The sequence below is a fragment of the Paenibacillus sp. FW101-FHT12H11 genome (assembly GCF_058790355.1).
In genome coordinates this window covers 155,613-168,476 of record NZ_JBYTCO010000002.1, presented here as the reverse complement: position 1 = coordinate 168,476, position 12,864 = coordinate 155,613, and the positions used below count along the sequence as shown (strand labels likewise).

Genomic DNA, 12,864 nt, shown 5'->3' with positions numbered 1-12,864 from the left:
ACCTCATCATTGATTGTATTTGGTAAGGCTAAACAGCATGCATAGTCGGCCACTCCAGCTCAATTCCGAAGCTGACCAACATACGTTGAAAATCCCGAAGCTCGGATTCTTGGTTTCGAATGTCCCGTGGCTTCAGCTTGCGATCGATACAACGGCTAGCCAAGAAACCGGCGGCTTCCCCGATATTCCATTCGACGGGATGGAGGCGGTAGCAGCCGTTCGTGATATGGGTAACGCCAAGATTTTTGCAGGCGGGCAACAGATTATTCATCCGAATAGGAATGAGGCTGCCCAGCGGAATCTGGAACGGAAGGGATGAAATATCGATGTAATGCCGATTGCCCGTGCTTGGATGCAGGTCGATGCGATAGCAGCCGATCCCGACGGAGTCATGGAACTGCTCTGCTTTGCCATCTGCGCGGCAATCCGTACTCACATGCTGTTCCAGCACGGTAAACTCGGCTTTAATTCGGCGGGATTCCCGTATATAGGGATACATGGCTAGCCCGTCGTCCGTGCCGACCACGTCTTTGCGCAGCCGCAGCCCCGGATAGCCTGTTCCGCCGTCTGGCCGCGGAGCCTCCGTTTGCAGCCAGTAGAGAAGGGAGAGACTGAGCTGCTTGGCATCCCACAGGTGGAGCTGCCGTTCGCTTTCGTTCACATCAATGACGGAGCCCAGCCAGTAATCGTTTTGCGGCCAGTTTACCAGCGTGATGCTCCCGGGATAAGTCCCTTCCTCAAACTGAGCAGCGTCGATGATTCGGCGATAGTAGAAAAGCGAGTAACGCTCCGTACCCTCGAATAGTTCGTAGTCGACAGCTTCAAGCGTATGCGGACGGACACCGGTCCAACTGAGCAAACGATCCGGCCAGAAATCGGCTTTGTACGTACGCCAAAAATCATATCGTTCAGGTCGCTCAATCGTATGATTTTCGCCTTCGATATAGTCCATGGCAAAACAGTAGGTAAAGCCCTGCATATCCTGGGGAAGCGTATCGCCCTTAACGGCATGGGGCTCGCCCGTTTGGCTGAACGATTCCGCTCCAGTCACATACTCCGCTCCGGCAAGCGGCAGAACATCCCCACATTCTGTAGCATCTAGATAGTAAGAAGCCGTTAGTTCAACAAGTTCCTTTGTCTGCAATTGTCTCATCCTTACAGATTGAATGTCATCCCCATCAACAGAAACCGCCTGTATTTGATAACGATAAAGGATCTGCAATTTGCCGCTGTGAACATAAGGAGCTAACATCGCTTGCAGGACGGCTAACGCAGCTCGCGGCTCGTGGCACAGCCGGGAAACGCCGCCGTTACCCGGGTTCAGATGAATGCGGGATCGTGCCTCTTCGGTAAGCGGGAAATGGCGTCGATAATAGTCGCGCACTTCATTGCGAAATTCGCGGTATGTACGCGTACAGCCAAATTGCTCAATCCATCGATGTTCATCGGGGGGGACGGCTTGGCTTGTCAATTGCCCCCCGATCCAATCGGTCTCTTCGGTTAAAATTACCGATTTCCCGGATTTGGCTGCGGCAAGCGCAGCGGCGCACCCGCCGGTACCGCCGCCGATAATGACAATATCGGCGGTGTATGATTTATTGATCTTGTTTGTCAACAAAGATCCCTCCTCATCTTCTGTTTGCGCAGTGATTGCCAGGCTATTCTCATTGTATTACAGCAGGAAAATAGCCACAGCAGAGGACTATGACTTCTTTTGGTACTTTAATAACCTTTGAAGTAAAGAAAAAAAGGATTCAACGTCCATGTGACGAAAATTTTTACAGAAGTACTTATTAGTGAACGAAAAGAGGTCGTGATCCGGATGAGCGATAAAAAAACCGTTAACGCTGTACAACTAGATGCGAATATGCAGATTGAGACTAGTGACAATAGTCTTCAATGGCACTCTCCGATGGAGAAACCTTTTCAAGTAGCCGGCTTCGGCTGGTTGGAAGAAGAGAGACGGTATCGCCGGCTTCCAGCAGAACCAGCTTGGGAGCTGCCGCTAGCGGTTGATTTGCTGGCCAACTGCACGACCGGCGGCCAAATTCGATTTACAACAGACGCAGTTTCACTTTCCGTCAAGGTACGCCTGACCGGGGCTGCGGATATGTATCATATGCCGGCTACCGGGCAATGCGGATTTGATTGCTACATCGGCGGTCCTGGCGAACAAATCTATTACGGAACGACAACATACAATCATCAACTGACGGAATATGAAAGCGTATTATTCACAGATATGAGCAGGGAACAACGGGTTATTACACTGAATTTTCCATTGTACCAAGGGGTAGATGAGGTGCTAATCGGTTTGGACCCGGAAGCACAAATCACAGAGCCTCCGGCTTATGACCATAATCATAAAATCATTGTGTATGGAACCTCAATTACCCAAGGCGGCTGTGCCTCCCGCCCGGGGATGTCTTATACGAATATTTTATCGCGCCGTTTCAATATGGAGTTCCTCAATCTAGGGTTTTCTGGAAACGGGAAAGGCGAACCTGAGTTGGCCCATCTCTTGGCTGAAATCCAAGATCCGGCTTGTCTGATTTTGGACTACGAGGCTAACTGTGTATCCACGGAGCTGCTGCAGGAAACACTACCGAGTTTCATTTCGATCTATCGAGAAACGCACCCCTTAACACCCATCTTGGTGATATCCCGGATTACGCATGCGAAAGAGTATTTTGATGTTCAGATGGCGAAGGATCGAGCGGACCGCAAACATATTTCCATACAGGCCGTAGAGGAGCGGCGAGAGAGAAATGACACAAACATTTATTTCTGCGATGGTTCACTGCTTTTAGGAGAACACGCCCATGAATGTACAGTAGACGGTTCTCATCCGACTGATCTTGGCTTTCTTCGGATGGCTGACGGGTTGACGCCTATTTTGAGACAGATTTTAGGATAACGGTTGCTTGAAGGGGTGGTTGAATGAAACTAAGATCGAAATCGTACAGTCTCGTTGCTCTCGCGTTCGTTACTTGTTTCACCGCCTCTGGCTGCAGCGTTCAAGCAGATAATAAGGAAGGTACGGAAGCTGGTCAAAAGGATACAACTTCCGCCATCCGAATTGTCGTAAACAGTCTGGGTGTGATTTTCCCGGAAGGCATGGATGAAAATAACAATCCGTACCTATCCTACATCGAGAAAAATACGGGTGTTCAAGTGGGGGTCACATTGCCTCCGCTGAATGGGTATGATGAGAAGTTGAACGTTATGATGACGTCGGGGGAGCCGCCGGATTTGCTTAATACAAGCAGTCCTTCTTGGTTTATTAATTTTGTTAATCAAAAAGCGCTCACACCCTTGAACGACTATATCGATAAGTACGGCGCGAATCTGAAAGCGAAAATCCCTAAAGAAGCATGGGATAACGTAACCGTTGACGGCAAAATTTATGCGATTCCCAGCCTGAATGAGGTGAAAGGGACGGAGCTGATTTACGCCAGGAAAGATTGGCTGGACAATCTCGGCCTTCGTCCACCGCGGACCCTGCAGGAGTACACGGCTGTGATGAAAGCTTTTGCAGAGAAAGACCCGGACGGCAACGGTAAGAAGGACACGTACGGACTTTCAATCTTGGAGCGATTAGGGAGAACGTCACCATTCCTGGGGGCCTTTGGGGTTCAAATGAACGCTTGGTACGAAAGAGACGGCAAGTTAGTTTACTCAGGGGTATTGCCTGAAATGAAAGAAGCGCTCGCCTACCTGCATAGTTTGTATGAACAGGATATACTAGACCCGGAATTTCCTTTGAACAAAATCGATGTGCTTGGTGAAAAGGTTGCATCTGGCAGAGTCGGCCTCTATTCAGCGGCATGGTCAGATACTCGTTCGCTTATTGCAGCAAACCGGAAGAATGATCCGAAAGCGGAATGGATTCCACTTGATTTTCCAATTGGGCGCAGTGGTAGACACGGGGTATACAGCACGTCCAACGTCCGATCCTACAATGTCGTGCCTCTTAAGAGCCAGAAGGCAGAATCCGTGGTCAAGTTTCTTGATTTCATCGCGGGTCCAGGTCAGCAGAATTTGAAGCTTGGGTTTGAAAATGAGGTTTGGACGAAGGTCGGCGGTAAACTTTCCATTCGATTCGATGAGCATATCAAGCAAGGCTATAGAGGGATTTATGGAGCTCTAGCAGATACGGTTGAACCGGACATAACGCGAGATCGTTTAAAAGCGCTGGGCGAGCCGTTCAAGCTGTATGAAAACTTGAAGCAGATTGAGGCCAATCTCATGGAGAATCGTTTTAGCGGACCGCCTACGCCTGCAATGGGCAAGCATCAAGTGAAGCTTTCCAAGCTGCAGGAAGAAACCTTCACGCGCATCATCGCCGGCATGAGTCCGATCGAGGATTTCGATGATTTTGTGAAAAAATGGAAGGAATCCGGCGGAGATGAGATTACCGGGGAAGTGAACGAATGGTGGCGGGATAACGGAAAGCAGCCGGGACAATGATCCGGTACCCATGGAGGGAACCAACATGGCCAGAGACATCGCGCCAAAATTGCGAAAAGTGTTAACCGGGTTCATTCAGGTTAGATTAACGTGGTATTTTTTACTGATACTGCTGCCGCTTTGCGGATTCAGTCTTTTTGCTATTGCCAAATCACAGATGATCGTAGAAGTGCAGACGGGAGAGAGAACCCAAGGGGCCTTGCACACGATGGCGGACTACATTGACCTCTCGCTTCAAAACATCGAGCAGCTTTCCTCCTTGATTGCTTTTGATATGAATATGAATGCAACCCTGCAGTCTGTGGGCCAAGAGCCGAGGAAGCAATCGTTTGTTCAATTCGCTCAGGTGATGGACCAAATCACGAGTATGACGAATGTTAATCTCATGGTTGATCAAATTACGATTATCCACATGCCGTCGCGTACCGTGATTTCTACGAAATTGGGGGGCAGTAAGCTGCCTGAAGGTGCTGAGAAACAGGATTGGTATGTGCGACTTATGGAAGCGGGAGGCGGGACGTATTTTTATACCCCCCAAGATGGGGAGTCGTATTTCGATGCGGACAGCGTTCATTTGATCCGGACTATGGATCCTTATAATCGAACGTTGATTAATCCCAATTTACTTATCATATCTATTAAAAAGAGCGCATTGATTGAGCAGGCCAAACCGCTCTTGCCTTCCAAAAATGCGAACATTTACTTATTTGGAAGCAATGGCCATCTGATTACCGGAACGGGTGCAAGCATCAATGCGCAAGTTTGGGATAAAAAAGATGAAGTGAGATCGATCCGCAAGTCTCCTCAGACCGGGCAAGAAATGGTCACGATTAGCGTTAAGTCAAAGCTGTCCGGTTGGTCCATAATGATGGAGCAGCCACTGTGGGAGATTCGAAGCCATACCGATTCATTAAAAGTGTTTACTTATGGCATTGTAGTCGTCAGTTTGATGCTCGCGATTATTATTTCCTGGATCGTTTACCGCGGCATTTCAGCTCCTCTGCGGAAACTGGCCTATGGGATGAAGCAGCTGCGTACCGGCAATTTTACCATTCAATTGGAAGATAAACGTATTGACGAACTGGGGTACGTGATTGAGTCCTTCAACCGAATGGCGGAAAATCAGAAGTCGTTGATTCGCGACCATTATGAAAAGCAATTATTACTGTCCAAAATGGAACTGAAATTTTTGCAGTCGCAGATTAATCCGCATTTCCTATATAATACGCTGGACTCGATCTATTGGACGGCCAAAAATTATGAGGCAGATGAAATCAGCGAAATGGTCTTGAATCTGTCGAAGTTTTTCCGGTTAAGCTTGAATAAAGGAAATGAGACTTTTTCAGTTGCAGAGACAATCGTTCATTTGACATATTATATTAAAGTCCAGCAGCTGCGGTTTATGGATCACTTTACCGTCAGGTACGAAATTGCGGAGGAAAGCAAGCCTTATCATGTTTTGAAACTCCTTTTGCAGCCGTTAGTGGAAAACGCCGTTATACACGGACTTGAGAAACAGAGTGAAGGCGGAGAACTCGTCATTTCCTCCTATTTGCGGGGATCTAATCTCGTGTTGGAAGTTAGTGATAATGGGGTAGGTGTAAATCAGGAAAGACTAACTTACATTTGTGGTAAACTGGAGGAAGCATCCAAACAAGCAATTGAAGGCATTTCTACCGATCGAAAAAAAGAGAAAGATCTGTTCGGCCTGCGCAATGTAGTCGCCCGTATGAAAATGTACTATGGCGATAATGCTTATTTTCGCTTCGAGAGCAGCACCGGTCGTGGTACCCGAATGACGTTGTGCCTTCCGCTTGATAAGTGTGTAACGACATTGGAGGATCAAGTGGGCTGAATAGGTTTTTTATATGAAATAGGGAGGGTGAGCTATGCTCTATGTTATTGTTCTAATTCCCGTGCTCGCACTGATGATTTATGGCGTCGTCAAAATGACGCGAAAAGCAAAGGGCAAGGTCGAAACTTCGAAAGTCATTCAAATGTCGTCGTATCAGTCCAAAAAGAAAACTCCTACGAATACGAATACGCAGCCTTGCTCCTTCTGCCGGAAGAAGCAAAAAAAGCTGGCTTTCTATTCGGATGAGGAGGGTCGGGTCGTTGGGGTTTGCTCCGATTGCAGGCCGCAAGCAGAACGCCGGGCGTTGATGCGGCTGTGATTGGGGAAGTTACATAGGCCTTAGCGGGAATGCCGCTAAGGCTCTTTTATTTGGCATATCAGATAATCTGATAGAACTTATAAATTCATTATAATTGACCTTCCACTAAACCTGTGATAGGTTCAAGAGAGTGAAATTTTATGCGACAAATTATTTGGGGAAATTCTTATTACTGCAGCATATGAGAGGTGGATTTTGTTGGAACTTCAAGTAACAAACAGTCCTTTTAACCAGGAACAAGTAGAACTGCTTAATCGTCTACTGCCTACTTTAACAGAATCACAACGAGTTTGGTTAAGCGGTTATTTCACAGCCATGAATGGTGTGGCGGCTTCAGCTGGCAATGTCGCAGTACCTGCAGCAGTACCAGCAGTTAATGCAGCGCCAAGCGTAGCGGCTATTTCGAAAGAAGTAACAGTCCTTTTCGGATCACAGTCCGGGAAAGCGCAAGGTTTGTCCAAAAAGTTTAGCAAAAAGCTTGAAGAGCAAGGATTTCAGGTAACGCTTTCTTCAATGTCCGATTTCAAGCCGAATGCTTTGAAAAAGGTGCAAACTTTGTTGGTTGTTGTCAGCACGCATGGCGAAGGGGTTCCACCGGATAATGCGATTTCCTTCCACGACTTCCTTCATAGTAAAAGAGCTCCTCAATTAGACGGATTACAGTATTCCGTGCTTTCGCTCGGGGATACATCCTATGAGTTCTTCTGTCAGACGGGGAAAGATTTCGACAAGCGTTTGGGTGAACTTGGCGGGAAACAGCTTGCTCCGCGCGTAGATTGCGATGTTGATTTCGACGAACCGGCAGCAGAATGGATGAGCAGCGTATTAAGCTCACTGAGCGCATCTTCAGGTGCATCATCCGCGGCAGCAGCAGGTGCAGCAGTTAGCTCTACGAGCGCAGCTGAATCTGAGTTTTCCAGAACGAATCCATTCCAGGCTGAAGTCCTTGAGAACCTGAACCTGAATGGACGCGGGTCGGACCGCGAAACGCGACATGTGGAGATTTCCCTGGAGGGATCGAACCTTCAATATGAGCCAGGCGATTGCTTAGGCATTTATCCGGAAAATCATCCTCAACTTGTCGAGGAATTAATTGAAGCTATGGGCTGGAATGCGGAAGAACTTGTTACGATTAATAAAAACGGCGACAAACGTTCCGTACGTGAAGCCTTAACACATAATTTTGAAATTACAGTTCTTACAAAACCTTTAGTAGAGCAAGTTGCGAAATTGACGGTAAATACAGACCTGAACGGGCTTGTAGCTGCAGGAAATGAGCAAGAGCTTAAATCCTACATCCACGGCAAAGATCTGCTTGATCTGGTTCAGGATCATTCGCTAAAAGGGCTTGCAGCAGCTGAATTCATCGCGGTTCTGCGCAAAATGCCTGCTCGCTTATATTCCATCGCCAGCAGCTCAAAAGCATTCCCGGATGAAGTTCATGTAACGGTTCGTACGGTACGCTATGAAGCGCGAGGTCGTGAACGTTACGGCGTGTGCTCCGTGCAATTGGCGGAAAGAGTGAAAGCAGGCGATTCGCTGTCGGTTTACATTCAGAACAATCCGAATTTCAAATTGCCGGAAAGTTCAGATACACCTATCATTATGATCGGACCTGGAACCGGGGTCGCTCCTTTCCGTGCATTCCTTGGCGAACGCGAAGAAACAGGTGCGGAAGGCAAATCATGGTTGTTCTACGGCGATCAGCACTTCTCAACAGACTTCTTGTATCAAATCGAATGGCAGCGTTGGTTGAAAGATGGCGTTCTAACGCGCATGGACGTCGCTTTCTCGCGTGATACGGATCAAAAAGTGTATGTTCAGCATCGCATGCTCGAGAAAAGCAAAGAATTGTATCAATGGCTGCAAGAAGGGGCTAGCGTGTATGTCTGCGGGGACGAAAAACGCATGGCTCATGATGTTCATGAAACATTGGCAAAAATTATTGAACAAGAGGGCGGTTTCAGCTCGGAAGAAGCGGCTGAATACTTGTCCCGGATGCAACAGCAGAAACGCTATCAGCGGGACGTCTACTAAGACGAAGCCGTTGATTGCTAGAGGAGAGAGCCGATATGTCAGAAAACAATTTATTGTCGAAGAACAGCGCACCGCATAGCGACGTTGAACACATTAAACTTAGAACGAATTATTTGCGGGGGAGCCTCGCTGATACGCTTCTAGATACAATCACAGGTTCAATTCCTGAAGATGATAACCGCTTGATGAAGTTTCACGGCAGCTATATGCAGGATGACAGAGATCTGCGTAATGAGCGCCAAAAGCAAAAACTGGAGCCGGCCTATCAATTCATGCTGCGCGTACGTGCAGCCGGTGGTGTCGTAACAGCGGACCAATGGCTGATGATGGACCGTGTAGCACAGAAATACGCGAATGGAACCATTCGCCTAACGACTCGCCAATCTTTCCAACTTCATGGGGTTCTGAAATGGAACATGAAGAAAACGATCCAAGAAGTCAATGCTTCGCTGCTCAGCACGCTCGCAGCTTGCGGTGACGTTAACCGTAACGTGATGTGCAATCCTAATCCTTACCTTTCGGATGTGCATGGTGAAGTTTACGAATGGGCTTGCCGCATTAGTAACCACCTGGATCCACAAACTCGCGCCTACCACGAAATTTGGTTGGACGGAGAGAAAGTCATCGACAGCCAAGACGCGGAGCAAGAACCGATTTATGGAAAAGTGTACTTGCCGCGTAAGTTCAAAATCGGTATTGCCGTTCCACCATCTAACGATGTAGACGTATTCTCACAAGATCTAGGTTTCATTGCCATTGTGGAAGACGGGAAGCTGAAAGGCTTTAACGTTTCCGTTGGCGGCGGCATGGGGATGACGCATGGCGATACGCTGACGTACCCGCAGGTTGCTCAAGTGATTGGATTCGTTACACCGGATCAAGTTGTGGATTTGGCAGAAAAAACCGTCACGATTCAACGTGATTATGGTGATCGTTCCGTGCGTAAACATGCACGTTTTAAATATACAATTGATGACCGCGGCATCGAATGGTTCGTGGAAGAACTGACTGCTCGTTTGGGCTGGAAACTGGAAGCTCCGCGTCCGTATCAGTTTGACGATAACGGAGATCGTTATGGCTGGGTAAAAGGAAGCAATGGCAAATGGCATTTCACCCTATTTATCCAAAATGGACGCGTCAAAGATGAAGGCAGCTATCAGTTGTTAACTGGACTTCGTGAAATTGCCAAAGTACATTCCGGCGATTTCCGACTTACGGCGAACCAGAACCTGATTATCGGGAATGTTAGCGCTCAGAAGAAGAAAAAAATCGAGGAATTAATCAAGGAATACGGGTTGACAGATGGTCTCCATTACTCTGCACTGCGCAGAAGCTCCATGGCTTGTGTCGCACTTCCAACATGCGGCATGGCGATGGCGGAAGCTGAGCGTTATTTACCGGAGTTGATGGATAAAATCGATCCGCTGCTAGAAGAAGCAGGTCTTAGCGAGAAAGAAATTACGATTCGTATGACAGGCTGCCCGAACGGCTGCGCACGTCCGATGCTGGCTGAGCTTGCGTTTATCGGGAAAGCACCTGGCAAATACAACATGTATTTGGGTGGCGGCCACTCGGGTAACCGACTGAATAAGCTTTACAAAGAAAATATTGGCGAAGCTGAGATTTTACAATCGCTTGGTCCGATTTTTAATCAATATGCCAAAGAGCGTTGGGATGGCGAGCACTTCGGTGACTTCGTTATTCGTGCGGGTTATGTGAAAGAAGTTCGTTCCGGCCAAGATTTTCACGCATAATATTTCATCTTGTGGGGCTGTCCTGAAGATCTGTCATAGATCTGAATGGATGGTCCCTTTTTGAATGTTCATGTGGATCTTGTGGTAAAATATGGCGAGGTTTGACGTATAAGGAGCAAAATGATGAATGACACCAACATCTCAGCGATCACTAAAACACCAAACAGAAAAAAGCTATACCATTTTACGCGCGCCACAAATTTAGCGGCAATTGCGCATTTTGACACCCTGTTTTCAAGTTATCAAATCGATCCTTCACAGGATGGCCCGCGTCGGTTAGCGCCAAGGCATTTGAGCTATCAAGATCAACAGGTTACGATCAATTCTCATTTGAGAATCGCTGATAGCATGATTGATGCCTCTACGACACAAGAGGAGTTTCGGGCGTTTTTGGACCGGCATGTTTTTTTATGGCCAACCCTGAAAGATTGTCAAAAAATGATGGCAACGTATGCCAGAAGAGAGCCGGAGGAAGCTTTTGCCGTTCTCGAATTTGATGCGTCATCTTTGTTGATGAAACACGGCGTTGAAATTACGCTTTCGAAATATGACTCTGGCAGTTCGCCTCGTTTCCCCAATCATTGTTCTTATAAGAAAAGCTTGGCTATGTTTCTGCCATTGGACCAGTTTGGCCTTGTCAAAAATGACTTAGTGCCAAGTACCCCTTCGCAGATCAAAGAGATATTAATCGATAGCCAGATGAATGGTGTGACTGAGCTTCTATCAGCGGTTTATGTCAGCAATGGGGGAGAAATTCCTGCTGGTTGGAGTGATTTGGCGCGTCCCTGGTCGTTGTTAACCGACTAATTTCGAGCAAACAAGCATCTACCTGACACTATCCCACATACACTGTTACATCAAGGAATTCATGACATGAAACAGTGGCCTGACGAGGAGGGGTACAGGTGAGATATACCGTGCAATATATATCGCTGAGTAAAATTAAACCGGAAAGTACCACAACCAAAACCTCACAGCGGAAAAAAGAATTAAAAAAAGTAGCGCAAGATCTAATGCATTTATTGGTTGTGCAAAAAAGCAAGAGAGACAAAGGATACGTCGTTGTAGACGGACATCAGCATTTGAATTTCCTCAAAAAACATACGCATAAACAATCAGCGGTGTGCCTAGTTGATGAAAGCAAACTATCCGCGAGTGTTGGGAAATTTATGGATCGTTTTCGCAAGCGGCCGCTGCCTTACGATCTTCCAGCCATCAAATCGGATCGGGTAACGGTCAGCAGCTGGTCGATCATCCGTACATTTCTGAAACGTGAACCGCGGTTTCGTAAACTTTCGCGCAGGCAGCAATTGAAGGTGCTTCGGCTAGGAATGCAATATAAGAAAACAACGGTTCGCAGTATGCAGGAGAAGGTCGATGAATTGTTTAAAAAAATGGTCACGCATTAACATACCATGCTTCTTCAGGGGCTGCTGCGGCAGCTCTTTCGTTTATCTTTAAAACAATTTCATCTTTTGTTAATGTGGGATGAGGTATAATTAGGGATGTAGATGAATAAAGGAGTGATTGTGCCCATGATAGAGAACGTACGCACGAGTAATGTACAGCGTTTTGCCGGATTCGGCGCGTTGTACGATCAGAATCGTCCCACGGCTCCGCAGGAGGTCGTTAAGCTGATAACAACGTACTTGCAGCATAAACCGCAAACCGTTGTTGACGTAGGCTGCGGCACGGGTCTTTCAACGTTTATATGGCTTGATGAAGCGGATCAAATCATTGGCGTTGAGCCGAGTGACGATATGCGCGCTGTTGCCGTTAGTAAGTGGGAAGCGATACATAAACCTGAGAATATGCAGTTTGTCAAAAGGCTTTCGCATGAGCTGGAACTGCCTTCTGCGTCCGCTGACGTTATCACTTGCTCGCAGTCTTTCCATTGGATGGAGCCGCAAAGCACACTGCGGGAGTTCGCTCGCGTACTCCGCCCCGGCGGGATTTTCGCCGCTTACGACTGTGATTGGCCGCCGGCGGTTGACTGGAGGATTGAGGAACAGTACAAGCGGCTTCTCGCTTTAGGCGATGCTAGAGCGTTAGAACTGGCTCCGAGCGAACAACAAGCCCACAAATGGGACAAAGAGGGACATTTGCAGCAGATTCGCGACTCCGGCTTATTCCGATATGCGAGGGAGATCGTTTTCCATAACTGGGAAACGTGCGATGCTGAGCGTTATGCGAATCTGGCATTCAGCCAGGGTGGCTTGCAAACGGCGCTGAAGCTGGGCGCAGAGGAACTGCGCGCAGAGTTCTCAGCTTTCCGCGAGCTGGTAGCTGAGGTTTTTGGTGGCGTGGAACGGGAGATTATGTTCGGATACCGGTTGCGTATGGGTGTGGTTTAGGTTTCAAAGGGTCGGCTATGATGAAGAAGTTCATCATAGCCTTTTTTTTTCGAGCTGTTGCCAGCAAATAGCAAC

The 12,864-nt window shown here is 47.7% G+C and carries 10 protein-coding genes; 9 read left to right on the top strand and 1 reads right to left on the bottom strand.

All coding sequences use genetic code 11. The features are described from left to right. Positions 1-28: 28 nt before the first annotated feature. On the bottom strand, positions 29-1,603 hold the full coding sequence (locus AC3WTJ_RS06315; protein WP_492521652.1) for an FAD-dependent oxidoreductase: 1,575 nt from the start codon (positions 1,601-1,603) through the stop codon (positions 29-31). A 162-nt stretch (positions 1,604-1,765) separates the two neighbouring features. On the opposite strand from AC3WTJ_RS06315, the gene AC3WTJ_RS06310 reads away from it, so the two are divergent. The 9 genes from AC3WTJ_RS06310 to AC3WTJ_RS06270 all read left to right on the top strand — a co-directional run bounded on the left by AC3WTJ_RS06310 (position 1,766) and on the right by AC3WTJ_RS06270 (position 12,789). After that, positions 1,766-2,917 (top strand): SGNH/GDSL hydrolase family protein, encoded by a 1,152-nt coding sequence (locus AC3WTJ_RS06310; protein ID WP_492521113.1) that lies wholly within the window; start codon positions 1,766-1,768, stop codon positions 2,915-2,917. A gap of 23 nt (positions 2,918-2,940) precedes the next feature. Beyond that, positions 2,941-4,470 (top strand): extracellular solute-binding protein, encoded by a 1,530-nt coding sequence (locus tag AC3WTJ_RS06305; RefSeq protein WP_492521112.1) that lies wholly within the window; start codon positions 2,941-2,943, stop codon positions 4,468-4,470. A gap of 25 nt (positions 4,471-4,495) precedes the next feature. Continuing rightward, positions 4,496-6,325 carry a cache domain-containing sensor histidine kinase gene (locus AC3WTJ_RS06300; RefSeq protein ID WP_492521111.1) on the top strand — a complete coding sequence of 610 codons (1,830 nt, stop codon included), beginning with the start codon at positions 4,496-4,498 and terminating at the stop codon, positions 6,323-6,325. A gap of 34 nt (positions 6,326-6,359) precedes the next feature. After that, the gene (locus AC3WTJ_RS06295; RefSeq protein ID WP_492521110.1) at positions 6,360-6,644 is read left to right on the top strand and encodes a hypothetical protein; all 285 of its coding nucleotides are present in this window, start codon (positions 6,360-6,362) and stop codon (positions 6,642-6,644) included. Between the two features lie 198 nt (positions 6,645-6,842). Then, the gene (locus tag AC3WTJ_RS06290) at positions 6,843-8,681 is read left to right on the top strand and encodes an assimilatory sulfite reductase (NADPH) flavoprotein subunit (RefSeq protein ID WP_492521109.1); all 1,839 of its coding nucleotides are present in this window, start codon (positions 6,843-6,845) and stop codon (positions 8,679-8,681) included. A gap of 35 nt (positions 8,682-8,716) precedes the next feature. Continuing rightward, the gene (gene cysI, locus AC3WTJ_RS06285) at positions 8,717-10,435 is read left to right on the top strand and encodes an assimilatory sulfite reductase (NADPH) hemoprotein subunit (protein WP_492521108.1); all 1,719 of its coding nucleotides are present in this window, start codon (positions 8,717-8,719) and stop codon (positions 10,433-10,435) included. Positions 10,436-10,558: 123 nt separating this feature from the next. Further along, complete coding sequence (locus AC3WTJ_RS06280; RefSeq protein ID WP_492521107.1) at positions 10,559-11,242, top strand: DUF7002 family protein; 684 nt, start codon at positions 10,559-10,561, stop codon at positions 11,240-11,242. A 98-nt stretch (positions 11,243-11,340) separates the two neighbouring features. Next, positions 11,341-11,844: a hypothetical protein gene (locus tag AC3WTJ_RS06275; RefSeq protein WP_492521106.1), complete on the top strand. Its 504-nt coding sequence runs from the start codon at positions 11,341-11,343 to the stop codon at positions 11,842-11,844. A gap of 126 nt (positions 11,845-11,970) precedes the next feature. Then, on the top strand, positions 11,971-12,789 hold the full coding sequence (locus tag AC3WTJ_RS06270) for a class I SAM-dependent methyltransferase (protein ID WP_407872537.1): 819 nt from the start codon (positions 11,971-11,973) through the stop codon (positions 12,787-12,789). Positions 12,790-12,864 lie beyond the last annotated feature (75 nt).